A 26,760-nucleotide genomic window follows, 5' to 3' on the forward strand; every position below is an offset into this window, starting at 1 on the left:
GTTTACCCCCCTTGCACGACGAGCCGCTTTTTCGCCATCCGCCATAACACCCCAATCGGCAAAAGCAGCAGCGCGCACCACGCCGCCTGCATGAGCAGGCCGTCGCGAACGGCGACGCCTTGGAAGCTTTCCGTAATAATCATGCTCGGGATATAGCTGATCGCCTGAAACGGAAAATAGTGCATCAGTTGTTGCGCCCAATCGGGGTAAAAGGAAATGGGCAAGATGAGCCCCGAAAACAAATCAATGATAAACCGCTTCGCCCTAAGCAACCCTTCGTTGCGGAATGTAAAGAACGTCACGACCCCCGCGAGCAAGTTCAGTTCTGAATAAATGATAAAGCTAAGCAAAAGCGATAAGCTAAACGACAGCCATGTATGGGCGTGTTCTGGAAACTGAAGCGGCAAAAAAAGCGATACGACCAAAAGTCCGGGCAATGATAAAAAGAACAGGCGGAACAGCCCTTCGCCAAGCCCTTGCACCGCCTTCATCCCCAAATAGCTGTACGGGCGGATCAGCTCGGTCGCCACTTTTCCGTCGCGGATTTCCATCGCGATTTCGCGGTCAATGTTGTTAAAATAAAACGCCCGTGACAGCCAAGAAATGGCCACATACGTCGTCATTTGGCCAAGCGACATCCCTTGCATCGACGGTTTGTCCCCATAAATGGCCGACCAAAGGAAGTAGTACGCCGCAATGTTAATGGCGTAAATGAGAATGCCAGTATAATAGTTTGTCCGGTAGGCAAGCATCATTAAAAAACGGATGCGGATCATTTCTGTATATTTATCCATTCACCGCACCTTCCTCATAAATATTGCGAACAATCTCTTCCGTCGACACTTCATGGATCCGGATGTCTTGCAGCGCATAGCGGGCGGCGACGCGGCTGACGACTTCCGGCACTCCTCCCGATGGAACGTGCGCCACCCAGATGTTCGGCTGTTCCCCTTTTTTCCAGACAACGTCCAATCCGGCCGTCAGCTCTTGCAAGATAGAGGCGTCCTTTCCTTCGGCGAATGTAAAAGAAACCCGTTTTCCTTGCCCCCATTTTTCTTTTAGCTGCTCAAGCGAACCGTCGTAAATGATTTTTCCTTCATCAAGCATCATCACCCGCTCACACAGCGCCTCGATGTCCGACATGTCATGCGTCGTCAGCAAAATCGTCGTCCCGTACCGCTCGTTCAACTGTTTCAAAAACTGACGGATGTTGAGCTTGACAAGCACATCCAAACCGATTGTCGGCTCGTCCAAAAACAGCAGCGGCGGATTGTGAATGAGCGCGGCAGCGAGCTCACAGCGCATCCGCTGCCCGAGCGACAGCTTGCGCACCGGTTTGTCCAGAAGCGGGCCGATCTCAAGCATGTCAATCACCTCGCCCATATGGCGATCGTATTGCTCGTCTGGGACACGGTACACCTTTTTTAGCAATCGGAACGACTCTTGAACCGCGATGTCCCACCATAACTGTGAACGCTGACCGAAAACAACGCCGATCGTGCGCACAAATTTCTCCCGCTCTTTATGCGGGTTCATCCCGTTGACAACGATGCGCCCGGATGTCGGAGTTAAAATGCCTGTCAACATTTTGATCGTCGTCGACTTGCCGGCACCGTTTTCGCCGATATAGCCGACGATCTCCCCTTGCCTGACGGTAAAAGAAATGCCGTCAACGGCACGAACTGTCATATAACGGCGCGTCCATAAATCGCGAAACGCCCCGACGAGACCGGAGCGGCTTGTGTGCACTTTAAATTCTTTTCGCAGCTGTTCTACTTCGATGGCGTTCATTCTCTCCCTCCTGCCTCTCTCTGATGTCGATAAACAAAAGTGGACTACCCTTTCCTTCTATGTTGCCATTATACCTAAATCACCGTCATTTTCACCTGTTTTGTTTCTCAGATGCCGATGAGGAATGAGCGGAAACGCTTTTGACACATCGAATACAAAGCTCTTATTTCGCCCTTGTCCCCCGCGATGACAAAACCGCTTCTTCGTTCTAGCGAGCACGATAGCCGTAGCTGACAGCACATTATGGTAAAATAAAGGAGCAGTCATCGGAAACAGGAGGATCAAACGATGCAGTGGACAAAATCGGAACAATTATATGAGGAAGCACTTAAGCACATTGTCGGCGGGGTGAACAGCCCCTCCCGCTCGTATAAAGCCGTCGGCGGCGGCGCCCCGGTTGTCATGGAACGGGCGCAAGGGGCGTATTTCTGGGATGTAGATGGAAACCGATACATTGACTATTTGGCCGCCTACGGACCAATCATCGCCGGCCACGCCCATCCGCACATCGCCGCGGCCATCCGGCGCGCTGCGGAAACGGGGGTGTTATACGGCACGCCGACACCGCATGAGATTACATTCGCCAAAATGTTAAAAGAAGCGATTCCGTCGCTTGAAAAAGTGCGGTTTGTCAACTCAGGAACGGAAGCGGTGATGACGACGATCCGCGTCGCTCGCGCCTACACCGGCCGCAGCAAAATCGTGAAATTCGCCGGCTGCTATCACGGCCACTCCGACCTCGTGCTTGTCGCCGCCGGATCAGGGCCGTCGACATTAGGGACGCCGGATTCAGCCGGCGTGCCGCCAAGCATTGCCCAAGAAGTGATTACGGTGCCGTACAATGATGTGGAATCGTTCCGTGAGGCGATGAACGTTTGGGGCGAACACGTCGCAGCCGTATTGGTCGAACCGATTGTCGGCAACTTTGGCATCGTCCTGCCGAAACCTGGCTTTTTAGAAGCCGTAAACGACATCACGCACCAAGCGGGGGCGCTTGTTATTTATGATGAAGTGATCACCGCCTTCCGCTTTATGTATGGCGGAGCGCAAAACTTGCTCGGCATTGAACCCGACTTGACGGCCATGGGGAAAATTATCGGCGGCGGCTTGCCGATCGGGGCGTACGGCGGACGCCAACATATTATGGAACAAGTTGCTCCGCTCGGGCCGGCTTACCAAGCCGGGACAATGGCTGGCAACCCGGCGTCGATGCTCGCTGGCATCGCCTGCCTTGAAGTGTTGAAGCAAGACGGCGTGTATGATCACCTCGATCGGCTTGGCGCCATGCTTGAGGAAGGCATCATGGCCCACGCCCGCCAATGCGGCCTGCCGGTGACCGTCAATCGTTTAAAAGGCGCGCTTACCGTCTTCTTTACGGAAGAAAAAGTCGAAAACTATGAGCAAGCCCAGCGCAGTGATGGCGAACGGTTTGCGACATTTTTCAAGCTGATGCTCGAGCAAGGCGTCAATCTCGCACCGTCCAAGTATGAAGCATGGTTCATCACCCTCGCCCATACCGAAGACGACATCGCTTACACGATCGACGCGGTCGGCCGCGCGTTCCGGCAACTGTAATCGGCAAGGCATACCGTTCTCGCCTCCGGCAAGCTGACGAAAAATCGATGTTTCCTGCCAGCAGCCATTTCGCAAAGGTTCAAAAACCAATTTTTTATTATGGGGACCTCTTTGCGCCGAATTGGTTGCTTAAATCCTCAGCTCTTCAGATCGGCATGCCGTCACCATTGCAGCGCCCGCTGCCAGGCGGGCGCTGTTTGTTATACGAACGCCGATGTTGACAATTTTGTGAACAACGCCGCAGCAAAGCAAGGGACGATTGATTTCCTGCGGCTCGCATGGTATGATAAACAACAAATTCTGAAAATTAAGACTGTCATTTTTCATCCAGCAAGCCATTGGAGGAGGTGACGGGCGCCAATGGGGGAATATCCTCCCGAGCGCGCCTAGTATACATGGAACAACATACGTATCGTTCGCCAAATGAAGAAGAACAACGGGGCGCCTTTTTGCTGGCGGCAGTGGAAAAGCGGAACATCCCGACTAACGAGCATGTCCGCACCGTCCTTGAGGCGCTTGCCCAATGGGGTCATTTGGAACGAGACAGCGCCGCCATCCAACTTGACATCCCGCGCAAGCTATGGATGGAGAAACTGGCCAACGCCGGACAAAACCCGGAAATTGCGACAAACGACCATTTCACCGTCGGTCATGTGCACATTTCCCGTTCCGCTGACGCCGGGGCAATTCGGGCGCATCTTCGCCAGCTTTGCAAACAGTTTGGCTTCGTCCTTTTGTTCGAATCCATTCGGCCATCCGCGGATGAAAATACGTTGTTTTGGCAAATTGCCATGCTGCCGAGCGATGTGTTTTCCTTACCCGACCGTTTGTTCCGTCTCATGACAGCACTTGATGGCGCCCGTTTCCGCCAGGAAGTGAATGCTCGCCTCTCCAATCGGCGCGCTGCCGATATCCCGATCGCCTTCTGACTTTTTCAACGCTCTGCCAATTCCGGCGGAGCGTTATATTTTTCCCTTGAACTCATATATAAAACTGTGTATAGTACTGAATGGTTTACCAAAACGAAAAAGGAGAGATTCCCATAGATGAAGCTCGGTGCCCGCATTTTTAAAACGGGGATCGCCGTGGCGCTCGCCTTGTTTTTAGCGGCGCTGTTTCACTTTCCGTCACCGGTGTTTGCCGGCATTTCCGCTGTATTTGCCATGCAGCCGACCATTTATCGTTCCTATTTATCGTTAATCGAACAAGTGCAGGCGAACGTGATCGGCGCCTTGTTCGCGATTGCCGCGGTTCTTATCCTCGGCCGTGACCCGCTAATCGTCGGTTTGACGCTTATGATCGTCATCGCCCTTTGCCTAAAGATGCGTCTTGAATCGTCGACGATTTCAGTGGCGCTTGTGACCGTCATCGCCATTATGGAATATACAGAACGCCAGTTTATCGAATTTGCGGCCATCCGCTTTTTGACAATCATGCTCGGCATTTTCGCCGCCTTTCTCGTCAACTTCATTTTCTTGCCGCCAAAGTATGAAAAAAAGCTGTATGAAAAAATCAGCGGCGAGACAGAAGCCATTTTAAAATGGATCCGCCTGCATAAGCAGCAGGCAGCGGGCCATCATCATTTAAAAGAAGAGATCGAAACGCTGCACGAGGAAATGACAAAACTCGAGCATCTTTATCTCATGTATAAGGAAGAGCGCACGTATTTCCGCCGCCAACGCTTCCAAAAATCGCGCAAGCTCGTCTTATACAGGCAAATGATTGCAGCAGCCGACCGGGCGCTGTCGGTATTAAAATGGCTTTATCGCCTCGAGAACGAGCTCGGGCGTCTGCCCACTGAGCTCCGCCAAGCCATCTACTTGCATCTTAGCCACTTGCTTGACTATCACGAACAGTTATTGCTGAAGTTTATCCATAAGGCCAAACCGCTCCCTCATAACAAGAGGGCCGAGGAAATGTACCGCCAGCGCGAACAGCTCGCCACGGTCTTTTACTCCGGGGGACAACCGCCCGCCGAGTACCGGTTGTTCTCCTTGATCGGAGCAATCATCGATTACGGAGACCGGCTTGAGCATTTGGATAAGTTAATTGACAGCTTTCACCATTATCATTACGATGAAGAGCTGACAAAACAGCTCGAAAAGGCAACAGGCGGCCGCGCATAGCGGACCGCCTGTTTTAGCTTTTCATCCGCGGGTCAAGCGCATCGCGCAGCCCGTCCCCCATTAAGTTAAAACCAAGCACGGTTAACATAATCGCCAACCCCGGAAAAATCATCGTCCACGGTGCTTGCGTTAAAAAATCTTTTGCATCGGACAACATTTTCCCCCATTCCGGGTTCGGCGGCTGTGCTCCCAATCCTAAAAAACCGAGCGCCGCCGCTTCAATAATGGCGGTAGCGATTGCCAACGTCCCTTGAACAATAATCGGCGCTAGACTATTCGGCAAAATATGGTGAAACAAAATGCGCCAATCGCTCATACCGATCGCTTTCGCCGCCATGATGTATTCCTCTTGCTTAATGCTCAACACGCGGGAACGGATTAAGCGGCCGAAGTTCGGCACATTAATAACAGCAATGGCAATAAGAGCGTTTTGCAAAGACGGACCAAGCACCGCGACGATGCCGATCGCCAGTAAAATGCTTGGGAATGCCAGCATAATATCAAATAACCGCGAAATAATCCCATCGATCCATCGGCCATAGTAACCGGCGATAATGCCAAGCAATGAGCCGACAACAATCGAACCGAGTACAGAGAAAAAACCGACCCATAACGAAATGCGCGCTCCATAAATCACACGGGAGAAAATGTCCCGTCCAAAATCATCCGTTCCAAACCAGTGTTCGCCGGAAGGGGGTTGCAGCCGCTCGGCCAACTGCTGTTCTTTATAGTCATACGGCGCCAGCCAAGGCGCCAGGAGGGCGATCACAATAAAAAATAAGACAATTCCTGCCCCAACAAGAGCGATTTTATTCTTTCGAAACCGCTGCCACGCTTCCCCCCATAACGAACCCGTTTTCTCTTCCCGAATCGCTGTCGGCGGCGTTGCCGGTGTGCGCGCCAATTCAGCCATACGCGCCTCCTCCTTTCTTTAATTGTACTTAATGCGCGGGTCAATTGCCGCGTAAAGTAAGTCAACGATTAAGTTAATGAAAATAAAAATAGCGGCGATAATCAAAATTCCGGATTGAATTACGGGATAATCCCGATAGCCGATGGCATCGTAAATATAACGACCAATGCCAGGCCAGCTGAAAATCGTTTCTGTCAAAATCGCCCCGCCAAGCAACAGCCCTGTTTGCAAGCCAATGACGGTCAACACAGGAATAATGGCGTTTTTTAACGAATGTTTGTACACAACCCAAAACATGCTTAACCCTTTCGCTCTTGCGGTGCGGATATAATCAGATTTCATCACTTCGAGCATGCTGGAGCGTGTCATGCGGGCGATAATCGCCATCGGGATTGTCGCCAAGGCCACACTTGGCAACACGAGATGCTGGATGGCTTGCCAAAACTGCTCCGTATTTCCACTGAGCAACGTATCAATCAAATAGAGATGGGTGATCGGCTCGATTGGGTTGCGCACATCCTCCCGTCCTGACGTCGGCAGCCAGTCGAGCTGAATCGAAAACAGCCACTGTTCCATCAACCCAAGCCAAAAAATGGGCATCGAAACGCCAAGAAGCGCCAGCACCATCGCAATATAATCAAACCATGAGTTTTGAAACCACGCGCTAATAATGCCGGCGTTAACGCCGATGATAACAGCAATAATCATCGCTACTAGCGACAGCTCGATCGTTGCCGCTAAGTACGGCCAAATTTCTTCAGCGATGGGAGCACCGGTGCGAATGGACTCACCCAGGTCGCCGCGCAGCAACCCGCCAATATATTTGACATATTGGACATACCACGGCTCGTCCAACCCAAGCTTATGCGTCAGTGCAGCCACCGCTTCCTTCGTCGCCTTTTGTCCTAAAATGACTTGTGCGGGGTTGCCAGGAATCGCTCGGATCATAAAAAAAACAACCAGTGACATGCCAAATAACACGGGAATGATCATTAACACCCTTTTTACTGTATACGGCAGCATCCCAATCTCCCTCCCTTAACATGCGGTAAACAAAGAGGGGAAGACGCACCCCTTCCCCTCTCCCAACCGATTATTTAAATTCCACTTTGGTAAATTTGTCCGAGCCGGTCGGATGCGGATGAAACCCTTGGATATTTGCCTTGCCAGCCAACAGCGGAGTCGAGTGAACAAGCGGAATCCACGGCGCCTCTTCTTTAATAATTTCCTGCGCCTGTTTATACAGTTCATTCCGTTTGTTTTCATCACTGATTGTTTGCGCCTCGACTAAAATGTTATGGAGCTCATCATTCGAAAAATACGTGTAGTTGTTGCTGCCAATGCTGTCTTTGTCAAGGAGCGCATATAGGAAGTTATCCGCATCGCCGTTGTCGCCCGTCCAGCCGAGCAGGAAAGCATCCGCCTCCCCTTTGGCGAGCTTATCTAAATACGTCGCCCATTCATATGACACAATTTTCGCTTTCACACCGATTTTGGCGAAATTAGCTTGAATGGCTTCGGCAATTTTCTGCCCATCTGGCATATATGGACGCGGCACCGGCATCGCCCACAGTTCGATTTCAAAGCCGTTCGGGTAGCCGGCCTCGGCGAGCAATTGTTTAGCCTTTTCCAGATCAAACGGATAGTCCTGAATGGCATCGTTATACCCCGGAATGCTCGGCGGCATCGGGTTTTTCGCCGGTTCCGCCTGTCCAGCATAAAACGCATCAATAATGGCCTGTTTGTCCACCGCGTAGTTTAGCGCCTGGCGCACCAACTTGTTTTTCAACGGTCCTCTCGTTGCCGTCAGCCCGACATAGGCGACGTTCATTGACGGACGCTTAAAAATTTGAAACTCTTTGTTTCCTTCCACTTGTTTTAAGTCCGTCGGATTCAAATCTTCCATAATATCGATTTCGCCTTTTAAGAGCGCGTTGAGGCGCGCTGAGTTGTCCGGAATGGAAACGAAAATCACCTGATTCAGCTTCGGATAGCCTTCTTCCCAATAATCTTTATTTTTCTCAAGCACGATCCGTTCGTTCCGCTTCCACTCTTTAAAGACAAACGGACCGGTGCCAACCGGATGTTCGCCGAACTTGTCCCCATATTTTTCGACCGCCGTCGGACTGGCAATGGCAAACGGTGGCATGGCGATATTTTTCAAGAACGGCGCTTGCGGACGCTTCAATACAAACTGTACCGTATAGTCATCAAGCGCTTTCACCTCTTTAATGACGTGACTCTCATCATTTTTATAGCCGCCAAACATTGACCCGTAATACGGGAACGTATCAGCGTTGCCGTTTGCCCAACGCTCAAAGTTGAATACAACTGCTTCGGCATTAAAATCAGTGCCATCATGAAACTTTACACCTTGCCGGAGCTTGAAGGTGTACGTCAGCCCATCCTCGGAAATCGTCCACTCCGTCGCCAACGCCGGCTTAACGGATGTGTCGTTGTCGTTGTAGTCAAGCAGTGTGTCAAAAATGTTTTTCGTGACTTTTAGCGATTCGCCATCCGTCACTGTCGCTGGGTCAAGCGATACCGAATCGCCGCCACGGCCATAGACAAGGGTGTCTTGGGCCGACGGTTTGTCGCTGCCGCTTCCCGCGCTTTCCTTCGACTTGCCGCAGCCGGCAAAGACAAGAACGGCGGCAAGCAACATGGCCAGCCAAGTAAACCATTTGTTTCTTCTCATCATTTCTCCCCCTCACTTGGTTTGTTTATCATCACACCGCCTGTCTATTCATTCGTATAAATGACAGGCGACGTAATGTCCATTCGCTACTTCTTTTAGTTCTGGACGTCGCTCGCGGCAAATGTTCATACAAGCCGAACAGCGTGTATGGAACGCGCACCCTTGCGGCGGATTGGCCGGGCTCGGCAAATCGCCGGAGAGCAGCTGACGCTCCGCTTTATGGTCAGGATCGGGAATCGGCACAGAAGACAACAAGGCCTTCGTATATGGATGTTTCGGCGCTTCATATAGCGATTCGCTGTCCGCTAGTTCGACCATCCGACCTAAATACATGACGCCAACTCGGTCGCTAATATGCCGAACTACTCCCAGATCATGAGCGATGAAAATATATGTAAGAGAAAACTGTTTTTGTAAATCCTCAAGCAAATTAAGCACTTGTGCTTGAATCGATACATCGAGCGCTGAGACCGGTTCATCGGCAATGATCAACTTCGGATTGGTCATCAACGCCCGCGCGATGCCGATGCGCTGGCGCTGACCGCCGCTAAATTGGTGCGGATAGCGTTTTGCATGATACGAACCGAGCCCGACGACTTCAAGCATCTCCCGCACCCGCTGCTTTCGCTCTTCTTTCGACCCGATGCCATGAACAATCAATGGTTCCTCTAAAATTCTTTCCACCGTATGGCGAGGATTGAGGGAAGCAAACGGGTCTTGGAAAATCATTTGCATATCGCGCCGCAACCGACGCAGCTCTGCTTTCGATAAAGCTGTCACCTCGTATCCTTCAAAGGTGATCGATCCATCCGTCGGTTCGATAAGCCGCAAAAGCATTCGCCCTGTCGTCGACTTGCCGCAACCGGACTCACCAACGATCCCAAGCGTCTCGCCGCGATATACAGTGAACGTCACATCATCGACCGCTTTTACCGTCCCGATTTGTTTGCCAAAAATGCCTCCGGTAATCGGAAAATATTTTTTAAGCCCTTTCGCTTCGAGCAACGGCTCGCTCATCGACTCCCCCTCCCTTCTCTAACACCAAAAAGCAACGAGTGCGATGACCTTGTTCACCAACTTCATACAGTTGTGGTTCCTCTTGACGGCAACGATCAAACGCATATTCACACCGCTCGGCAAATCGGCAGCCACAGCGGATGGTTCCCGGCTTCGGCACTTGACCTGGAATGGAGTACAGACGCTCCTTTTTGCCGCGGATATCGGGAATCGAGCGGATTAAACCGACGGTATACGGGTGCTGAGGACGCCGAAAAATCGCCTGAACGCTTCCCTCTTCGACAATTTGGCCGGCATACATGACGATCACGCGGTCACATATTTCCGCGACAACGCCCAAATCGTGGGTGATCATCATAATCGCTGTGCCGAACGTCCGGTTTAATTCTTTCATCAATGCTAAAATTTGCGCTTGGATCGTCACGTCGAGCGCCGTCGTCGGCTCATCGGCGATCAAAAGCGCCGGCTGGCACGCCATTGCGATCGCGATCATAACGCGCTGACGCATACCTCCCGATAACTGATGCGGATATTCATCCAGCGTTTGTTCAGCGCGCGGCAATCCGACAAGCTTGAGCATTTCCACCGCCCGTGCTCTCGCTTCTTTTTTCCCTATTTTCGTATGGAGACGAATCGCTTCTACTAACTGATTCCCGATGGTGAATAAAGGATTTAACGAGGTCATGGGCTCTTGAAAAATCATGGCGATCTCATTCCCGCGGATTTGCTTCATCCGTCGCTCTGAGGCTTCGACTAAATTCTCGCCTTTAAACCAAATCTCGCCGCCGACTACCTTGCCGATTCCCTTTGGCAATAATCCCATGATTGACAGCGATGTGACGCTTTTTCCACATCCGGACTCCCCGACGATGCCGAGCACTTCTCCTTCATAGATAGAAAAGTCAACGCCATCGACCGCGGGAATCTCCCCCTCATCCGTAAAAAAAGATGTCTGAAGCCCCCGAACTTCCAACAAAGGCCCTTCCATCATCTTCTTCACCCCCTCATAACCCCATTTCGTGAAACCTTTGCCCTCTGAACAAAATTATGCCATGCATCATTCTATAAGACAATATAATATTATAAAAAATTTAAATTATTAAAAAACAAAAAACAATACGAAAGCGACTTTACATGAAATAAAGTCGCTTTTTTCATATTTTTTCAATAACATTAATACTTTTGTTTACTATTATAAGTGGTGAACCATAAACAACTGGTAATAACTCCCCCCGCTTCGCCATTAGTTCCCCATGCGTGCCGCTTTCGACAATTTGCCCGTTTTCGATGAACAAAATGCGGTCGGCATGGGTGATCGTCGACAAACGATGAGCGACGACAAACGTCGTGCAGTTTTTCGCCAAACGCTCAAGCGCTTCTTGAATGTGATGCTCATTTTCCAAATCAAGCGCTGATGTCGCCTCATCAAAAATTAAAATCGGCGGGTTTTTCAAAAACTCGCGGGCGATGACGATCCGCTGCTTTTGTCCGCCGGAGAGCTTGACGCCGCGCTCGCCGACTTTTGTGTCATAGCCGTCGGGCAAACGCATAATAAACCCATGGGCGTTTGCGGCTTTCGCCGCCGCGATCACTTCCTCGTCCGTCGCGTCCGGCTTGCCGAGCAAAAAATGGAATGGCAAACTTCACGATGCCGACCGCCATCGTCGCAACGATATGTCAACGGTACGGGCGGACGAACTGCCAATAACGACGGATGCTGTCCATGGTGCCCCTCCCTAAAAACGCAGAAAAAACCTGCCAGCGGTGCCGAACAGGCTTTTTTCATGCCGCTATTTTTGGTACGCCTGAAACGTTCCGTACCATTTGTCAATAAACTCGGGCGCGAACGGCCCTTTCCGCTCTTGAATCCAGCCGACGAGCTTTTGGACGTTGTTTTTTAAAATGCGGTCGATCACATCCGGGTAACTCATCTCACGGCGATGCCGCTCGTATTCGTCTTCATCAAGAAGTATGTACGTCATATCAGGGAACACTTTAATATCCAAATCGTAATCGATATATTTCAGCGCCTCATCATCCCAGACAAACGGCGAGCTTAAATTGCAATAATAATATACCCCGTCCTCGCGGATCATGGCAATGATGTTAAACCAATGCTTGGCGTGAAAAAAACAAATCGCCGGCTCGCGCGTCACCCACGTCCGGCCGTCCGCTTCCATGACAAGCGTTTTGTCGTTGCCGCCGATTACATACGCCGGTGTTCCTTTTAATACGACCGTCTCCTGCCAAATGCGGTGGATCGTCCCATTATGTTTGTAGCTATGGATTTGAATGATTTTCCCTTCCCGCGGGTATGCTGGCATCATTCTTCCCTACTTTCCGATGGGAACTTCTTCTTTTTATTATACCTTTTTTGTTTCGCAAATGGAAAGAAAAGCGAGCCGCCTTGCCGAGGCGAAAGCGGCCTAGCGGTGCAGCGCCGGCGGGCGCGGCCCGCCTCAAGCGCTTGAGGACACCTGCCTCTCAAACACGCGGCGGATGGCTTCAACTTGCTGTTTCATTTGCCGTACTTCTTCGCGAAGAGCAGGGGTCGGCGCTTCGCGTTCGAGTTCCTCCAACTCACGGGCAATCTCCTGACAGCGCTCCATTTCATTCAATAAAAACAACGCTTCTTCCCAATCATCCACCCAAGCCTGTTCCATGCTCTGGCGATTCTCCCTTCCCCTTTACCATACAATCTGCTTTATCATTTCGCGGCCAAACTTTTCAAATCCTTTCACGAATTGTGCAGAGCCATGACAGTTTTTGTCGACAAAAAAGCAGAGGCGTGTTGCCTCTGCTTATTGCCTTTCCTATCCGGCCGGTTTCTTGTACTCTTGGCAGCGTGCGCTGCCATTGGCGGTCAGATTGGTTACTGATTAACGTTTTGCGCTTTGCGCGCCTCTGCTTGCGCGTTTTGTTGTTTAACATGTTGCACATTCGTCTCAGCCGCAAACTCCGTGCCGAATTGGCCAGCTTGAGCTGCTTGAGCCGATTGCGCGTTTTGTTGTCTTACTTCTTGAATGTTCGTGCCAGCGAATGTTTTGTTCGGTTGTTTGGCCATTGTTCTCACCTCCACGTGCTTTAATGTGCCCCGGAGGTGGCCGTTCTATCCGCCGGCATTACAAAAGTAAAGATCTTCCACCGTCAACAATGATCGTCTGTCCGCGAATCATCTCAGCAGCCTCCGATAACAAAAACATGACGGCGTTGACGATATCTTCCGGCTTCACCGGGCGCCCGGCCGGAGTGTTTGCCGCCGCATCAGCGAGCAGCTCATCGCGGTTCGGAAAATGTTTCAGCGCTTCCGTGTCCACCGCTCCGCCGGAAACGGCGTTGACGGCGATATGTTTTGGCGCCAGCTCGACGGCCAAGTAACGGGTAAGCGCCTCAAGCGCCGCCTTCGAAACGCCGACCGCCGTGTAGTTTTCCAAATAGCGGATCGACCCGAGCGAGCTGATGCTGACGATTTTTCCGCCGCCGGATTTTTCCATCCGCTTCGCCGCCTCTTGGGCGCAAAATAAAAGCGCTTTGCTGTTGATATTCATCGTCCAGTTCCAATGCGTTTCCTCGAGCTCTAACGCCGGTCGCAATACGCCGGAGGCAGCGTTGTTCACGAGCACATCAACCCGCCCGAATGCTTCGTCAATGCGGGCGAACATGGCGCGAATTTTCTCGACATCACCGACATTGGCTTTGACAATAAGCGCTTTTCTTCCGAGCGCTTCAATTTCACGCGCTGTTTCTTCGGCAGCTGTTTTGCTGCGGGCATAGTTGACGACAATATCATATCCTTCCTCAGCTAGCCGCAAAGCGATCGCTTTGCCGATGCCGCGGCTGCTTCCCGTGACGACCGCCACTTTTCCACTCATGTTTTTCCGCTCCTTTACGTATAATATAGCCGAATTCCGCAAACAAAGGAGGCGCAGCCTATGTATGTCGGCCGCGATATGACCGAGCTGTCGATGATTCCAAAAACAGAATGGACCGATGACGAACTCGCTTATTTTCACCATTCGTTCCAGCAAATTGCTCCGTATTTAAACGTCGAAGGGCAAACGATCCACCGTGAAATTATTGAAGAAATCGAAGCGCGCGGCGGCCTTGGGCGCCGCGAAGCAACGTACACGCACGGCACGATGCCGGTGCCCGATTAACGCAGGCGGCGCGCTTCGCCTGCGCGCTCTTGATATTCGCGCCAAATGCGTTGGTGCGACACAGGAAAGGCGTATGCGTCTAGCTCCCTCGCTGACACCAACCGATACGGTTCATCCAGCCGCTCGCCGTCAAGCAACTGGCCACTAAACACCGTCAGCTTCCAAATCAAATGGGAAAAGACGTGATCAAACGAAGCCAACGGCTCTCCGAGCTTGACCTTGAGACCGTGCTCGTTCAAAAATCCCTTCTCCAATTTCTCTTTTTCGCCTTCGCCATTTATTTCACAGCCCGGAAATTCCCATAAGTTCGCAAGCAGACCGGTATGGCCGCGCTTGCGAATAAGAATGCGTCCTTCTTCGTCAGCGAGCACAGCAACCGCAAGCGGCACTTGTTTCACCGCTGTTTTTTTCGTTTTCACCGGCAACTCCTCCGGCACACCTTCCGCGAACGCCCGGCAATGGGCTTGCACCGGACAAAGAAGGCACGAGGGGCGGCGCGGTGTACAAACAAGAGCGCCAAGCTCAATCAATGCTTCATTGAATGCCCCCGGATGTTCATACGCCATAATCTCGCGGACGATCTGTTCGAATCGCTTTCGCGTCGACGCCTTGGCAATGTCATCCGTCACCAAAAACAAACGCGACAACACGCGCATCACGTTGCCATCGACCGCCGGCTCCGGCACGCCGTAGGCGAGGCTCAGCACCGCACCGACCGTATACGGGCCGACTCCTTTCAGTTTGGCAAATTCATCCGGGCGATCCGGCACTTTCCCCCCATAATGCTCCTTCACTTCTTTTACCGCCGCATGCAAGTTGCGCACACGCGAATAATAACCGAGTCCTTCCCACGCCTTCAGCACTTCGTCCTCATCGGCGCCAGCGAGCGCCTCTAGCGTCGGAAATTGCTCAATAAACTTTTCGAAATACGGAATGACCGTCTCGACGCGCGTCTGCTGCAACATGACTTCCGACACCCACACTTTATACGGATCGCGGTCTTTTCGCCACGGCAGGTCGCGGCGCTCACGGGCAAACCAATCGAGCAAATCGCGCTGAAACTCGCGGGCAGGAAACCGCTCTGTCCATGTTGTCATCTTCGTTTTGTCCCCCATGATGCCTATTGTCCACCCCATTATATCAAAAAACCCCCGGCGTGGCTTGCCGCACGCCAAGGGGAAATGAAAGGAAATCGTTCTCAACTTTCCTTTGCCGCCGAAACATAGGCGATCTGTTCATGTTGGGCACGCAATCGGCGAATATCGATGCGCACGAGCATCGAGATAATGAAAGCGATGACAAACAAACCGCCAAAAAAGGCCAAACTCCCTTCATAAGAGCCGGTCGTGTCTTTAATGTACGCAGCAAACATCGGTCCGACAAGACCGGCCGCAGCCCAAGCTGTCAGAATATAACCATGGATGGCACCGAGTTGCTTTGTTCCAAACAAATCGCCGATGTACGCGGGGATACAGGCAAATCCGCCGCCATAACACGTATACACAATCGTCAGCATCACAATAAACAACCATTTCATGGACACATTCGGCAACAGGAAGAAAATCAAGATTTGCAAAACGAAAAACGCCGTATACGTATTAGGACGACCAATATAATCAGAAGCCGACGCCCAGCCGATGCGTCCTAACCCGTTAAACACTCCGATGGCACCAACGAGCGCCGCTGCAGCTGTTTGGCTGATGCCAATGCTTTCTACTGCCAATGGTTTCGCCACTGCCAAAACGGCAATACCACATGTCACGTTAATAAACAGCATGAACCATAAATACCAAAAACGTCTTGTTTTCACCGCCTCATTGGCCGTCAACTGCGCCAAATCAAGCGAAGGTTTGGCTTTTCCGGCCTTCAGTTTTTCCTGAAATCCTTCCGGCAGCCATCCTTCTGGTGGTTTTTCTAAATAAAGCGAGGATAGCACCATAATAGCGAAGTATGTAATTCCTAAAATAAAAAATGTATTCTGAACACCTACGGATGCAATTAAGCTGTTCATGACGGGACTCGCAATGGCCGCCGCAAACCCGAACCCCATAATCGCCAGCCCCGTAGCCAAACCGCGCCGGTCCGGAAACCATTTAACAAGCGTAGACACAGGCGCAATATACCCGACGCCAAGCCCGATCCCGCCTAAAACGCCATAAAACAGATACAGAAGATACTTAGAACCGAGAGCAACAGCCAATCCAGAACCAGTCACCCCGAGGCCAAAAAAGATGGCAGCCAATAGCCCCGATTTCCGCGGCCCGTGCTTCTCCACAAAATGACCGAGGAACGCAGCCGATAATCCTAAAAATAAGATGGCAATGCTGAAGGTGAGCGCCACTTCCTGGTCCGACCATCCAAACAATTGCTTTAATGGATTGGTAAAATTGCTCCAGGCGTAAACAGATCCGATCGAAATATGGATGCCGACAGCAGATAAAGCAATAAGCCATCGGTTTTTCATGTTCCCCTTCTCCCCTTTCATCCAATGATAATTCGACTTTCATACGTATACACATTAAACGCTTGCCCGCGCAAAAAGCCGACAACGGTAATGCCGAGTTCTTCCGCCAAATCTAGGGCCAGCGTCGTCGGCGCCGATTTCGACAGCAGAATGCTGACGCCCATTTTCGCCGCCTTCAAAAGCACTTCCGACGAGACGCGGCCGCTGAATACAATCAGCTTGTCTTTCATCGCCACTTGATGGCGCAGGCAGTAGCCGTACAACTTATCAAGCGCGTTATGGCGCCCGATGTCGGAACGGATGACAACAATCCCGTCCGGCGTGGCGAGCGCGGCGTTATGAAGGCCTCCGGTCGCTGCGAAATCGGTCGACTGTTCGTGCAGCGCTTCCATTAAACGCAGACAGTCATCCGCTTGGGCGCTGATGCCGTCAACGATCGTTTTAGCGGTTTTCATATCATTGTAAAAATAAAACTGGCGGCTTTTTCCACAGCATGAGCCGATAAACCGCTTGGCGTAAAATTCCATTGATGGAAGCTTACTTGCGGTGAGCTCCACGTAAGCAAACCCTCGCTTCTCATCGATCGCCATCGCTTGAATGTCATCCTTTACCCGAATCACCCCTTCTGACGCCAAAAAACCGGTGACAAGTTCGTCCATATGCTCCGGCGTGCAGACGATTGTCGCAAACTCCTCGCCGTTGACTACGACCGTCAGCGGAAATTCGAGCGCGATCTCATCTTCTTCCTCGGCCAGCTGCCCATTGCGGTATTTGGCAATATACCGTCTTTTTGCCGCAAACCCGTTCAAGAACGTTCTCCTCCTCCCTAGTCCAAAATAAAACCGCCGCCTTCCGGACAAAGGCACCGTTTGCCCCTGTCAGCGAAAAGCGGCGGTAGTTTGCACCCAGCATTTCTGCAGCGAAACCAACGCACATCCGTTTCTGAAACCTGCCAACCAACTGAACAACATCTGTTAGCCGGCCAAGCTTCTCCTATTTTCAACTTATCTACAATCATAAGCATACCATGAACAGCTGTGAAACACAACCGTTTTGTTCACAAATTTGTCACAATTCAATCGGCTTTTCAAACACAAACACAGAAACGGCCATATCTTCTTCAATTTTAATATCGCTGAACAAATGAAGCAGTTTCGAACCGACGAGCTCTTCCATGCCATCCGGCACATGCTGGGCATACACATCTTGGATCATTTTCGTTCTTGCCGCATGCACCATCTCCCGTCCTTCCGGCGTGCGGGCGATAAATTTCTCCGTCGGCGTTAAATTTCCGTGCAAAATCGTAATCGCCAAGTTATCGACAAAGTATGTTTTAATCCGTTCCGGCCCTTTGCCAAACAGCTGTTTGCGCACTTTGCGCACAATATCATTAAAGGCGGCTTCCTTTTTCGACATCGCCATCCCTCCTTTCGCCAACGTTTGAAAAACTTCCTATCCATCCATTGTGTTCTACGTTTCGCCATACTATAATAAACTATAGCAAATGTATACATAGTGGAAAAATAATAAGGGTCTCCTTGTTATTTTTCTACGACTCTAGCAAACATTGGATTGGTTGTTTAGTATCGCCGTGCTAAAGAACTACTCCACCACGATGAAGCACGAGTCTCATCGTTGGTGGAGTTTTTATTTTGCAAAGGAGGAGCGATGATGGAAGCACCAATGGTGACATTAACCATCAACGGACGCACGTACCGCGCCAAACAAGGGATGACGATTTTAGAAACCGTCAACGAGCACGGTCTTTCGCACCCGCAAGTTTGTTACACGCCGGAGCTTGGCGCCATTCGGACGTGTGATACGTGCATCGCTGAAGTCAACGGCACGCTTCTTCGCGCCTGTTCAACGCTAGTGGAAGACGGCATGGTCGTCGAGCTCGGCTCACCGCGGGCGAAGGCGGCGCAAAAAGAAGCGATGGACCGCCTTTTGGAAAACCACCTTTTATACTGTACGGTGTGTGACAACAACAACGGCAACTGCAAGCTGCACAACACAGCGGAAATGATGCAAATCGAACATCAAACATATCCGTACCGTCCGAAAGTCGACCCATCCGAGGTGGATATGTCGCACCCGTTTTACCGCTATGACCCGAACCAATGCATCGCCTGTGGGCAGTGTGTGGAGGCATGCCAAAACTTGCAAGTAAACGAAACGCTCTCGATTGACTGGGAAGCAGAACGGCCGCGCGTCGTTTGGGATGGCGGCGTGCCGATCAACGAATCGTCGTGCGTCAGCTGCGGGCACTGTGTCACCGTTTGCCCGTGCAACGCCTTAATGGAAAAATCGATGCTTGGCGAAGCCGGGTTTATGACCGGCTTGGATCAAGAAGTTTTGAGCCCAATGATCGACTTTGTCAAAGAAGTCGAGCCAAATTACACGAGCATTTTCGCCATTTCTGAAATTGAGGCGGCGATGCGCGAACAGCGGATCAAAAAGACGAAAACGGTCTGCACGTTCTGCGGCGTCGGCTGTTCGTTTGAAGTGTGGACGAAAGGGCGCAAGATTTTAAAAATCCAGCCTGTTTCTGAAGCGCCGGTCAACGCGATTTCCACATGCGTCAAAGGAAAATTCGGCTGGGATTTTGTCAACAGCGAAGAGCGCCTGACGAAGCCGCTCATCCGTAAAGGCGACGTGTTCGTCGAGTCGACATGGGATGAAGCGCTCGACTTGGTCGCAGAAAAGCTTGGCGCCATTAAGCAACAATACGGCGGCAATGCCATTGGCTTCATTTCCTCATCGAAAATTTCCAACGAGGAAAACTATTTAATGCAAAAGTTGGCGCGGCAAGTATTTGAAACGAACAACGTCGACAACTGTTCGCGCTATTGCCAATCGCCGGCGACGGACGGCTTGTTCCGCACGGTCGGGATGGGCGGCGATTCCGGCACGATTCATGACATCGCTTCCGCCGGCTTGGTCATCATCATCGGCGCCAACCCTGCCGAGGGGCATCCGGTGATTGCGACCCGCGTCAAACGGGCGCATAAGCTGTTCGGCCAAAAACTGATTGTCGCTGACTTGCGCCGCAACGAAATGGCTGAGCGGGCCGATTTGTTCATCCGCCCGAAACAAGGCACCGACCAAGTGTGGCTGATGGCGGTAACGAAATACATCATCGACCAAGGCTGGCACGATGAAACGTTCATTCGTGAACGCGTCCATTTCTTTGATGAATTCCGACAGCTGCTTGAAAACTATACGCTCGACTATGCCGAACAAACAACCGGCATCGCCAAAGCCGATCTCATCCGCATTGCCGAAATGATTCACGAAGCGGACGGCACATGCGTCCTTTGGGGCATGGGCGTGACGCAAAATACGGGGGGCAGCGACACATCGGCAGCGATCTCCAATTTGCTGCTTGCAACCGGCAACTACGGGCGTCCGGGCGCCGGCGCGTTCCCATTGCGCGGCCATAACAACGTCCAAGGCGCCTGTGACATGGGATCGCTTCCTTCCTGGCTGCCTGGGTACCAACATGTGACCGATGACGCGGCGCGCGCGAAATTTGAAAAAGCGTACGGCGTCCGCATCGATGCAAAGCCGGGCCTTGACAACATTCAAATGCTTGAAGCGGCTGAACGCGGCGAACTAAAAGCGATGTATATCGTCGGCGAAGATATGGCGCTTGTCGACTGCAACGCCAACCACGTGCAAGAGACGTTGGCGAAACTTGACTTTGTCATCGTCCAAGACATTTTCTTATCCAAAACGGCACAATTTGCTGATGTGATCTTGCCGGCGGCGCCGAACTTGGAGAAAGAAGGAACATTCACGAACACCGAACGCCGCATCCAACGGTTTTACCAAGCGCTTGAGCCGCTTGGCGACTCCAAACCGGATTGGTGGATTATCCAAGAAATTGCCAAACGGCTTGGCGCCGATTGGAATTACGCCGGCCCGAGTGAAGTGATGGATGAAATCGCCAGCCTCGCCCCGCTCTATTCGCAGGCGCATTACGATCGGCTCGAGGGCTGGAACAGCTTATGCTGGGGCAGCTATGACGGCGCTGATACGCCGCTTCTGTACAAAGAGCGGTTTAACTTCCCGGACGGCAAAGCCCGCTTTGCGCTGGCCGATTGGGTCGAACCGGTGCAATACCCGGAAGAGTACGATTTGCTCGTCAACAACGGCCGGCTGCTTGAGCACTTCCACGAAGGAAACTTGACGTACAAATCAAAAGGCATCCAGCGCAAGTTTCCGGACATTTTCGTTGAAGTGTCGCCGGAACTCGCCAACGAGCGCGGCATTAGCGACGGGGCGCTTGTCCGGCTCATCTCGCCGTACGGCCGCGTCAACGTGCGCGTGCTCGTCACCGACCGGGTCAGAGGCAATGAGCTGTTCTTGCCGATGCACTCAACGGCCAATGAGAGCGCCATTAACATTTTGACCGGTCCGCAAACCGACCATCGCACGAACACACCGGCGTATAAACAAGCCCGCGTCCGTATGGAAGTGCTTGAACGGTCGGGAGAAACACCGCTGCCGCGCACAAACCCGCGCTTTAAACAGCGTCATCCGCAAAACGGCGTCGAGGTCGAGCGGAAATGGCAACGCCGCGATTACGTGCCGCTCACAGAAGCGGAAAAGGGGGTGAAAATCGGTGGCTAAACCGATTACCGCCATTCAAAAACGCCAGATGACCGAGGAAGAAAAGCGGGCCGAAGCGCTGGCGAAACTAAAAGCGGCCGTCGGCGACAGCGAAGAGGCAGTCCGCGAGCTCTTGACGCTCATCGAGCAGCTGCATGAAAGCGGCCTGCTTGAGGCCGCCAACGCCCTATTAAAAGCGCGGGAAGACGTAGCGAAAATCGTCGTCGGCCAGCTCAACCAAAAGCCGGTGACAACGATGGTGAACCACGCGTTCGCCTTGGCCGGCCTCGCCGCCTCGCTCGACCCTGAGCGGACGGCCAAGCTGCTTGAACATATCGCCTCCGGTGCCATCGAGGCCTACGAAGAGACCTCGGTCGAACCGAAAAAAGTCGGACTGTTCGACTTGTTTAAGGCGCTCAACGACCCGGATATCAACCGCGCCGTCCACTTTTTCCTGTCCGCACTTAAGGCGATCGGCCAACGGCTTAGAAATGACAGCTGACCAATTGAGCGGCGGACAACATAGCAGCGAACAAATGGGCCGCTGAACGAATGGACAGCGACCCGGTCAACGAGCAGAAACGAGCGAGGCGTCCCGCCAGGTGCGGGGCGCTTTTCGTTTCGTTAAAGCTGTCCGCTCAGGCATCTTCTCTTCCCTCCGGATGTCCGCAGCAACAATCGATGTCAATTTAGTCATTCTGCCCCTCGCTAGCCGGCGGCATCATGTGGTACACTAGCCATACCATTATTTGCTCCGCCGCCCGCCCTTCCCCCTTCAACAGGACGGTTATTGACCGGGCTCCGGGCGGGATATACTAACAAACGACGCTGATAAAGGAGGCGCCTTGACGTTGGATACAGGCACACACGTTTTAATGGGAGTGGCGCTCGGCAGTCTTGCCTCGCTTGATCCCGTCATCGCCCACGACCCGCTCTTATCCCACGCCGTACTGATCGGCGCGCTCGCCGGCTCGCAAGTGCCGGATATTGATACGATTTTAAAGTTGCGCAATAACGCCAAATATATTCGCAACCACCGCGGCGTGACCCACTCGATTCCTGCCGTCGTTCTTTGGCCGCTGTTGATCGTCGGCGTGATGATCGCCGTCTATCCGGATACGGATTGGCTCCGCGTTTGGCTTTGGACGTTCGCCGCTGTCGCTTTTCATGTGTTTGTCGATATTTTTAACGCTTACGGGACGCAAGCGTTGCGCCCGTTCACGAAAAAATGGATCGCCCTTGGCGTCGTTCATACGTTTGATCCAATCATTTTTGCGCTCCATTTGCTCGGAATTGGCGGGCTGTTTCTCGGCCTCCACCCCGGTTATATGTTTTTCGCCATCTATGTGCTCGTCGCCGCGTATTACGCGCTTCGCTTCCGCCAGCAGGCGAACATAAAACGGCTCGTCCGCGCCTCGCTCGACGGCGTGACCGAGATCATCACCGTGCCGACATGGCGGCCGCGCGAATGGCACTTAGCCATTTCAACAGACAACGAATTTTATGTCGCCCGCGCCAAACGCGGCCACCTTTTCATTCTCGATCGTTTCCAAAAGCGGCCGCTTCCCGACCACCCGGTCATGAATGCGGCGAAACGCGATGAAAATGTCGCCGCTTTTTTATCCTTTTCCCCGGTATACCGTTGGGAAATGAATGAGTATGACGACTATTACGAAGTGCGCTTTACCGACTTGCGCTACCGGAGCAAAGGATATTATCCGTTCGTTGCTGTCGTTCAGCTTGACCGCAACCTCCGTATTGTCAGCTCATACACCGGATGGATTTTCAGCGAAGGAAGGCTGCGAAAAAAACTCGAGCTCGCTCCAAACTGACAATGGCCGCCAGCGCCTCTGTTTGTCCCAACAATTTGCATACATAAGCGCGCGCGGTGATCCCATAATAAAAATACGTGTTGGTCATCCAACACGAGCACGCCATAAGGAGGGAATGTGCCGTGCGGAATAAGGAGCACAACTTCCCGAATCAAAACAACAACAAGTTCGAAGGCGAGCCGCGCGCCAAAGCCGATTATGCGTCAAAACGGGCTGACGGCACGACCAACACCCACCCGCAAGAACGGATGCGCGCCTCGGGGGAACGAAGCGACTTCTTTTAATCGTGAACAAAACCGCGGGAGCATGGCGCCATCTGCCATGTTCCGCGGCATATTCCGCAGCGAGGTGAACAGTCATGGGTCACCATCGGCGCAAGGCGTTTTATGACAACTTTTACTCCAATCCGTTTCAACAGCCATGGGCCAACCCGAAGCATGCCCATTCGCAAGTAAACGGCGAAACGCAACAAACGCTCGACCTCATCATTTTAGAACGGCAGACGCGCAAGCAGTCATAGCCGAAAAAACCTAGGGGCCATCCCCTAGGTTTTTCCTTTCGAACCTCAGCCTGCCTTCCATGCCGCCTGCCGCCCAGCAATAGCAGAAGAGGCGTGCTTTCGGGCGTCAACCCTCCCGCCTTCCTCCGAGCCGATCAAACAGTATTTCTCCCCTTACGGCAAGTTCGGCTTTCGCAGCAACGAGATCGGCAGCGCTTCCTCCTCTCCGTTTCCTTTCAGCCGCCATCCCCAAGCAAACACCCCTTTTAAATAGCGCACTTTAAAATACTCCCCCGGCGCCCCTTCGATTTCATAGATCTCCCCGGGCTGAAAATCAGCTGGATTCATCATATACGCTCGCGCCATAGCGATTTTCCGCTCATAAACAGCGTATTCGTTCACCATGCCCATCTGTTCCGCCTTGCGCGCTTTTTCCGTTAAGACGGCGATTTCTTGCTGCAGTTCTTCTTTTGTCATTTCGCTATACCGTTTTTGTTCCTCTTTAAGCATGTTGGACCATCTCCCTTTTTTCTTTTTTCAACGGTGAAACAGCCCTTTTTCAGCTTTTTGGCCGCGGCGGCCACCGGTCATCATCTTGCCTGCGCAGCCATTCGTCGATCAAAGCAAGCGAAAACCCCTTCCGGTAAAGAGCTTGGCGCATTTTTTGCTCATAAAGCGGGCGCGGGTGATGCGCATAGCGGCGATGAATCTTTTCTGCCTGAATGTGCAGCGCCTCCCGCTCTTCCTCCTCGGTGCCGCTCCTCTCATCCGCTAGGACGACGGCGGTGACTTCAGGAGAAAACCCCCTGCGCACCAGCTGCTGCTTTACTCTCTCCAAAAAGGCGCGGGCCGACTCTGCCCGCCGTTGTTTTTTCGCTTTTTCGTAAAGCGAGCGGGCCGCCGCAACTTGTTCGCTGAACGGATATTCGTCTAAACTTTGTTCAATCGCAGACGCGGGTACGCCAAGCCGCTCAAGTTCGGCTCGGATGAGGCGTGGGCCTTTGGCAGATGTGTTTTTTTGCGTGCGCACGTAAGCGGCAGCGAACGCCTCATCATCGACATACCGCTCGGCGCGAAGTTTCCTGAGCACTTCCTCAATGACCGGGTCGGCGACGCCTTTTTTTCTTAAGTGCCCGATAATTTCATGCTCCGAGCGCATCCGATGCGCCAAAAAATAGAGCGCTTGCTGGTACGCTTTTTTTACTCCATCGGCATAGACGATATCGCGAAGAAGGTCATCATCGATGATCATCCCTTTTTTCAAACGGAACTCGAGCAAGACATCTTGGTCGACCGTCAGTTTTAACGGCGTCTCATCATCGCGGTGAATGACGATCGTAAACCGCTCGGCGTTTTCCTTTGTCACAGCGATGTCGACAATCGTCCCCATCTTTCGTTCCTCCTCTCCTTTATCTTACCATAGAGAGGAATTCTCGACGTGAACTACCCCCACTTAATTTTCTAGCGAAAATTTGAAGTGGGGGCTTCCAAAGAAGTTTGACTGCTTCAAGCAATCCTTATTCTTTGAGGCGTGTCCACTTCGCCGCTAGAGCATAAGACACTCAGGTCTACAGCTTTACTTTTCTTTAAAATGTTTAATGCGCCATTGGTCAACCGATGGAGGCAAAAGAAATCTTGAAGTTGTATAAAGGCCAAATCTCCGTGGAGATGAACTTCTCTTTCTTGAAAGACCCGTTCTTTACGGATGAGATTTACGTCAAAAAACCAGAACGGGTCGCGGTATTGGGCTATTTGTTTCTGTTGGCCTTGGCCATTTACCGCGTCTTCCAGCGCCGGGTGCGTCAGTTCATCACCCCGGAACGCCCATTAAAGGGCGCGGGAGGCCGGAAACTGACCCGCCCGACCGGTCAGGCGATCTTTCAGTTGTTCCGGTATGTGAAAGTCGTCCTACTGGAGCTGCCGGATGGGCACATCCAACGCGCGTTAGGGAAACCGCTCACCCCTGATCAGCGAAGGATCCTGCACGGATTGGGCATGGATGAGAGCATTTACGTGTAACGTCATACGGAACGACTAGCGATGGTAAAAAAAGGATTGTCATCGCTCGTTGTGTTGGTCGAAATGTTATTCTGAAAAAATGAAATAAAAAATCCTTTCTTTCTACCCTGTTAGGGTGCGAAATGTGAGTCCTATCGTATCGCATCCCTGCAAACTCCCATCACGTTCCGAAGATATATTTTGACTACGACTCAAGGCGTATTTTTCAAAATATGAAGCGAGGTGGTCATGCTATTGCTTCCACATGCGTTGAGTGGTGATCGCAGATATTTTGATGTAGCAGTGTTTGCCTTTAATTATCAGTATGGCTTATCTTTATAAGCCCTTTTCCCTTCTTATTTTCTCTATAAAATTTTCGGTAACCCACTCATTTAGTATTTTATCGAAACTAGCAATATAAATTTGATTATTACTTTTCATTTCATTGAGTTGTTTTTCAATTATAGGAAGTAATTTTTCAAGCGCTAAATCTAACTCCTCTACACTCTCAAGGCCTTCCAACTTAAAAAATATTTCATTATTGTTAGTACGTGTTACGATACTTATAGTTCGGTCGCGTTCTTCAACTTTCTTAGATGTCACTTTATAAAATTTTTTACCTTTTGTTTTTAAAACAACATATTTAACCATTGTTTTAAATCCATCCCACACCGCACTCGCACCTAAAGATACAAGGAGACCGCTACTAATTACAAAGTCAATAAAAATAGTTATTACTGGGTTTAACTCATCAATATTTGCAGTAATTCTTCTTCCCTTATCAATGACCTTAAAATTCACTCCTTCTATATCTAAAAAACTTTTTAATTCTTTAATTTCTTCATTATTAAAGATACTATCAATATACATAAGACCTACTCTCATATACATTCTCCTAACAATGATTAAGTTGATACTTTAATTGCTTTGGATTTTAATTTAATTTTTCTAGAAGGCCGGTGAATTAATGGGGCATAGACTTCCCACATGTCGAATTTTGGAGGCCATTCTCCCCGCCGTTTGGCGCCAAAGGATGGGAAGACGAGCAGGACTTCCTGCTCCCAATTCCGGTTTTG

27 protein-coding genes and 2 pseudogenes are annotated in these 26,760 nt (G+C 51.5%); 10 read left to right on the forward strand and 19 right to left on the reverse strand.

Annotation, left to right across the window (positions count from 1 at the left end):
* Nucleotides 1-2 precede the first annotated feature (2 nt).
* Nucleotides 3-794: an ABC transporter permease gene (locus B9L21_RS13355; protein WP_063166724.1), complete on the reverse strand. Its 792-nt coding sequence runs from the start codon at nt 792-794 to the stop codon at nt 3-5.
* Nucleotides 787-1,791, reverse strand: a complete 1,005-nt coding sequence (locus B9L21_RS13360; RefSeq protein WP_063166725.1) for an ATP-binding cassette domain-containing protein — start codon at nt 1,789-1,791, stop codon at nt 787-789. The genes B9L21_RS13355 and B9L21_RS13360 overlap by 8 nt, the downstream gene beginning before the upstream one ends.
* A 288-nt stretch (nt 1,792-2,079) precedes the next feature.
* Here B9L21_RS13360 and B9L21_RS13365 point away from each other — a divergent pair, with 288 nt between their 5' ends.
* The 3 genes from B9L21_RS13365 (at nt 2,080) to B9L21_RS13375 (ending at nt 5,492) form a co-directional block, all read left to right on the forward strand.
* Entirely contained in the window at nt 2,080-3,366 is a 1,287-nt protein-coding gene (locus B9L21_RS13365) for a glutamate-1-semialdehyde 2,1-aminomutase (protein ID WP_063166726.1), read from the forward strand.
* Between the two features lie 395 nt (nt 3,367-3,761).
* Complete coding sequence (locus tag B9L21_RS13370; protein ID WP_225995672.1) at nt 3,762-4,295, forward strand: hypothetical protein; 534 nt, start codon at nt 3,762-3,764, stop codon at nt 4,293-4,295.
* Nucleotides 4,296-4,412: 117 nt separating this feature from the next.
* Nucleotides 4,413-5,492, forward strand: a complete 1,080-nt coding sequence (locus tag B9L21_RS13375) for an FUSC family protein (RefSeq protein WP_063166727.1) — start codon at nt 4,413-4,415, stop codon at nt 5,490-5,492.
* Nucleotides 5,493-5,505: 13 nt separating this feature from the next.
* Here B9L21_RS13375 and nikC read toward each other — a convergent pair whose 3' ends face one another.
* From nikC to fabL, 10 genes and pseudogenes are all read right to left on the reverse strand, one after another.
* Nucleotides 5,506-6,405, reverse strand: a complete 900-nt coding sequence (gene nikC, locus B9L21_RS13380) for a nickel transporter permease (RefSeq protein WP_063166728.1) — start codon at nt 6,403-6,405, stop codon at nt 5,506-5,508.
* An 18-nt stretch (nt 6,406-6,423) separates the two neighbouring features.
* Nucleotides 6,424-7,428 (reverse strand): ABC transporter permease, encoded by a 1,005-nt coding sequence (locus B9L21_RS13385; protein ID WP_063166729.1) that lies wholly within the window; start codon nt 7,426-7,428, stop codon nt 6,424-6,426.
* A 70-nt stretch (nt 7,429-7,498) separates the two neighbouring features.
* Complete coding sequence (locus B9L21_RS13390) at nt 7,499-9,103, reverse strand: ABC transporter substrate-binding protein (protein WP_063166730.1); 1,605 nt, start codon at nt 9,101-9,103, stop codon at nt 7,499-7,501.
* Between the two features lie 48 nt (nt 9,104-9,151).
* On the reverse strand, nt 9,152-10,120 hold the full coding sequence (locus tag B9L21_RS13395) for an ABC transporter ATP-binding protein (RefSeq protein WP_063166731.1): 969 nt from the start codon (nt 10,118-10,120) through the stop codon (nt 9,152-9,154).
* On the reverse strand, nt 10,086-11,108 hold the full coding sequence (locus B9L21_RS13400; protein WP_082816607.1) for an ABC transporter ATP-binding protein: 1,023 nt from the start codon (nt 11,106-11,108) through the stop codon (nt 10,086-10,088). The genes B9L21_RS13395 and B9L21_RS13400 overlap by 35 nt, the downstream gene beginning before the upstream one ends.
* 204 nt (nt 11,109-11,312) lie before the next feature.
* Nucleotides 11,313-11,748, reverse strand: a pseudogene (locus B9L21_RS13405) (ATP-binding cassette domain-containing protein); the annotation flags it as partial.
* Nucleotides 11,749-11,910: 162 nt separating this feature from the next.
* The gene (locus B9L21_RS13410) at nt 11,911-12,444 is read right to left on the reverse strand and encodes a DUF402 domain-containing protein (RefSeq protein WP_063166734.1); all 534 of its coding nucleotides are present in this window, start codon (nt 12,442-12,444) and stop codon (nt 11,911-11,913) included.
* Between the two features lie 135 nt (nt 12,445-12,579).
* On the reverse strand, nt 12,580-12,783 hold the full coding sequence (locus B9L21_RS13415; protein WP_063166735.1) for a YgaB family protein: 204 nt from the start codon (nt 12,781-12,783) through the stop codon (nt 12,580-12,582).
* A 209-nt stretch (nt 12,784-12,992) separates the two neighbouring features.
* The gene (locus B9L21_RS13420; protein ID WP_063166736.1) at nt 12,993-13,184 is read right to left on the reverse strand and encodes a gamma-type small acid-soluble spore protein; all 192 of its coding nucleotides are present in this window, start codon (nt 13,182-13,184) and stop codon (nt 12,993-12,995) included.
* Between the two features lie 58 nt (nt 13,185-13,242).
* Nucleotides 13,243-13,992, reverse strand: coding sequence for an enoyl-[acyl-carrier-protein] reductase FabL (gene fabL / locus B9L21_RS13425; RefSeq protein ID WP_063166737.1), 750 nt, complete (start codon nt 13,990-13,992; stop codon nt 13,243-13,245).
* A gap of 60 nt (nt 13,993-14,052) precedes the next feature.
* On the opposite strand from fabL, the gene B9L21_RS13430 reads away from it, so the two are divergent.
* Nucleotides 14,053-14,277, forward strand: a complete 225-nt coding sequence (locus tag B9L21_RS13430; RefSeq protein ID WP_011229968.1) for a hypothetical protein — start codon at nt 14,053-14,055, stop codon at nt 14,275-14,277.
* Here the strand turns inward: B9L21_RS13430 and mutY are convergent.
* The 4 genes from mutY to B9L21_RS13450 all read right to left on the reverse strand — a co-directional run bounded on the left by mutY (nt 14,274) and on the right by B9L21_RS13450 (nt 18,157).
* Entirely contained in the window at nt 14,274-15,374 is a 1,101-nt protein-coding gene (gene mutY, locus B9L21_RS13435; RefSeq protein ID WP_063167417.1) for an A/G-specific adenine glycosylase, read from the reverse strand. The two genes, B9L21_RS13430 and mutY, sit on opposite strands and share 4 nt — an antisense overlap.
* Nucleotides 15,375-15,475: 101 nt before the next feature.
* Complete coding sequence (locus tag B9L21_RS13440) at nt 15,476-16,741, reverse strand: OFA family MFS transporter (protein WP_063166738.1); 1,266 nt, start codon at nt 16,739-16,741, stop codon at nt 15,476-15,478.
* A 17-nt stretch (nt 16,742-16,758) separates the two neighbouring features.
* Nucleotides 16,759-17,550 carry a formate dehydrogenase accessory sulfurtransferase FdhD gene (gene fdhD / locus B9L21_RS13445; RefSeq protein WP_063166739.1) on the reverse strand — a complete coding sequence of 264 codons (792 nt, stop codon included), beginning with the start codon at nt 17,548-17,550 and terminating at the stop codon, nt 16,759-16,761.
* Nucleotides 17,551-17,809: 259 nt separating this feature from the next.
* The gene (locus tag B9L21_RS13450; RefSeq protein ID WP_063166740.1) at nt 17,810-18,157 is read right to left on the reverse strand and encodes a DUF2294 domain-containing protein; all 348 of its coding nucleotides are present in this window, start codon (nt 18,155-18,157) and stop codon (nt 17,810-17,812) included.
* 255 nt (nt 18,158-18,412) lie between these two features.
* Here B9L21_RS13450 and fdhF point away from each other — a divergent pair, with 255 nt between their 5' ends.
* The 5 genes from fdhF to B9L21_RS13475 all read left to right on the forward strand — a co-directional run bounded on the left by fdhF (nt 18,413) and on the right by B9L21_RS13475 (nt 23,707).
* A complete protein-coding gene (gene fdhF, locus B9L21_RS13455) occupies nt 18,413-21,376 on the forward strand; it encodes a formate dehydrogenase subunit alpha (RefSeq protein WP_063166741.1) in 2,964 nt (987 codons plus the stop codon).
* Entirely contained in the window at nt 21,369-21,857 is a 489-nt protein-coding gene (locus B9L21_RS13460) for a DUF1641 domain-containing protein (protein WP_063166742.1), read from the forward strand. The genes fdhF and B9L21_RS13460 overlap by 8 nt, the downstream gene beginning before the upstream one ends.
* Nucleotides 21,858-22,206: 349 nt before the next feature.
* Nucleotides 22,207-23,187, forward strand: a complete 981-nt coding sequence (locus tag B9L21_RS13465) for a metal-dependent hydrolase (RefSeq protein WP_063166743.1) — start codon at nt 22,207-22,209, stop codon at nt 23,185-23,187.
* 122 nt (nt 23,188-23,309) lie between these two features.
* Nucleotides 23,310-23,471 carry a small, acid-soluble spore protein K gene (locus B9L21_RS13470; protein WP_063857355.1) on the forward strand — a complete coding sequence of 54 codons (162 nt, stop codon included), beginning with the start codon at nt 23,310-23,312 and terminating at the stop codon, nt 23,469-23,471.
* Nucleotides 23,472-23,545: 74 nt separating this feature from the next.
* Entirely contained in the window at nt 23,546-23,707 is a 162-nt protein-coding gene (locus tag B9L21_RS13475) for a YpzG family protein (RefSeq protein WP_020958680.1), read from the forward strand.
* 153 nt (nt 23,708-23,860) lie between these two features.
* On the opposite strand, the gene B9L21_RS13480 is transcribed toward B9L21_RS13475, so the two are convergent.
* The gene (locus tag B9L21_RS13480) at nt 23,861-24,196 is read right to left on the reverse strand and encodes a YfhH family protein (RefSeq protein WP_008881565.1); all 336 of its coding nucleotides are present in this window, start codon (nt 24,194-24,196) and stop codon (nt 23,861-23,863) included.
* A gap of 49 nt (nt 24,197-24,245) precedes the next feature.
* Complete coding sequence (recX, locus tag B9L21_RS13485) at nt 24,246-25,076, reverse strand: recombination regulator RecX (protein WP_063166744.1); 831 nt, start codon at nt 25,074-25,076, stop codon at nt 24,246-24,248.
* 218 nt (nt 25,077-25,294) lie between these two features.
* Here recX and B9L21_RS13495 point away from each other — a divergent pair.
* Nucleotides 25,295-25,705 (forward strand): annotated as a pseudogene (locus B9L21_RS13495) (transposase); the annotation flags it as partial.
* Nucleotides 25,706-26,020: 315 nt separating this feature from the next.
* Here B9L21_RS13495 and B9L21_RS13500 read toward each other — a convergent pair.
* A complete protein-coding gene (locus tag B9L21_RS13500; protein ID WP_063166761.1) occupies nt 26,021-26,569 on the reverse strand; it encodes a hypothetical protein in 549 nt (182 codons plus the stop codon).
* Nucleotides 26,570-26,760: the final 191 nt, after the last annotated feature.

It is taken from the genome of Geobacillus uzenensis, from assembly GCF_002217665.1.
In the GTDB taxonomy this organism is placed as follows: domain Bacteria; phylum Bacillota; class Bacilli; order Bacillales; family Anoxybacillaceae; genus Geobacillus; species Geobacillus subterraneus.

Bases quoted from the DNA above. Each gene is read 5' to 3' on its own strand.
- recX (WP_063166744.1), bottom strand. From the start codon at position 25,076: ATGGGGACGATTGTCGACATCGCTGTGACAAAGGAAAACGCCGAGCGG.
- B9L21_RS13375 (WP_063166727.1), top strand. From the start codon at position 4,413: ATGAAGCTCGGTGCCCGCATTTTTAAAACGGGGATCGCCGTGGCGCTC.
- B9L21_RS13360 (WP_063166725.1), bottom strand. From the start codon at position 1,791: ATGAACGCCATCGAAGTAGAACAGCTGCGAAAAGAATTTAAAGTGCAC.
- B9L21_RS13430 (WP_011229968.1), top strand. From the start codon at position 14,053: ATGTATGTCGGCCGCGATATGACCGAGCTGTCGATGATTCCAAAAACA.
- B9L21_RS13420 (WP_063166736.1), bottom strand. From the start codon at position 13,184: ATGGCCAAACAACCGAACAAAACATTCGCTGGCACGAACATTCAAGAA.
- fdhF (WP_063166741.1), top strand. From the start codon at position 18,413: ATGGAAGCACCAATGGTGACATTAACCATCAACGGACGCACGTACCGC.
- B9L21_RS13440 (WP_063166738.1), bottom strand. From the start codon at position 16,741: ATGAAAAACCGATGGCTTATTGCTTTATCTGCTGTCGGCATCCATATT.
- B9L21_RS13390 (WP_063166730.1), bottom strand. From the start codon at position 9,103: ATGAGAAGAAACAAATGGTTTACTTGGCTGGCCATGTTGCTTGCCGCC.
- B9L21_RS13370 (WP_225995672.1), top strand. From the start codon at position 3,762: ATGGAACAACATACGTATCGTTCGCCAAATGAAGAAGAACAACGGGGC.
- B9L21_RS13415 (WP_063166735.1), bottom strand. From the start codon at position 12,783: ATGGAACAGGCTTGGGTGGATGATTGGGAAGAAGCGTTGTTTTTATTG.
- B9L21_RS13500 (WP_063166761.1), bottom strand. From the start codon at position 26,569: ATGAGAGTAGGTCTTATGTATATTGATAGTATCTTTAATAATGAAGAA.
- mutY (WP_063167417.1), bottom strand. From the start codon at position 15,374: ATGACAACATGGACAGAGCGGTTTCCTGCCCGCGAGTTTCAGCGCGAT.
- B9L21_RS13395 (WP_063166731.1), bottom strand. From the start codon at position 10,120: ATGAGCGAGCCGTTGCTCGAAGCGAAAGGGCTTAAAAAATATTTTCCG.
- B9L21_RS13450 (WP_063166740.1), bottom strand. From the start codon at position 18,157: ATGTCGAAAAAGGAAGCCGCCTTTAATGATATTGTGCGCAAAGTGCGC.
- B9L21_RS13400 (WP_082816607.1), bottom strand. From the start codon at position 11,108: ATGGAAGGGCCTTTGTTGGAAGTTCGGGGGCTTCAGACATCTTTTTTT.
- B9L21_RS13355 (WP_063166724.1), bottom strand. From the start codon at position 794: ATGGATAAATATACAGAAATGATCCGCATCCGTTTTTTAATGATGCTT.
- B9L21_RS13365 (WP_063166726.1), top strand. From the start codon at position 2,080: ATGCAGTGGACAAAATCGGAACAATTATATGAGGAAGCACTTAAGCAC.
- nikC (WP_063166728.1), bottom strand. From the start codon at position 6,405: ATGGCTGAATTGGCGCGCACACCGGCAACGCCGCCGACAGCGATTCGG.
- fabL (WP_063166737.1), bottom strand. From the start codon at position 13,992: ATGAGTGGAAAAGTGGCGGTCGTCACGGGAAGCAGCCGCGGCATCGGC.
- B9L21_RS13480 (WP_008881565.1), bottom strand. From the start codon at position 24,196: ATGCTTAAAGAGGAACAAAAACGGTATAGCGAAATGACAAAAGAAGAA.
- B9L21_RS13385 (WP_063166729.1), bottom strand. From the start codon at position 7,428: ATGCTGCCGTATACAGTAAAAAGGGTGTTAATGATCATTCCCGTGTTA.
- B9L21_RS13410 (WP_063166734.1), bottom strand. From the start codon at position 12,444: ATGCCAGCATACCCGCGGGAAGGGAAAATCATTCAAATCCATAGCTAC.
- B9L21_RS13475 (WP_020958680.1), top strand. From the start codon at position 23,546: ATGGGTCACCATCGGCGCAAGGCGTTTTATGACAACTTTTACTCCAAT.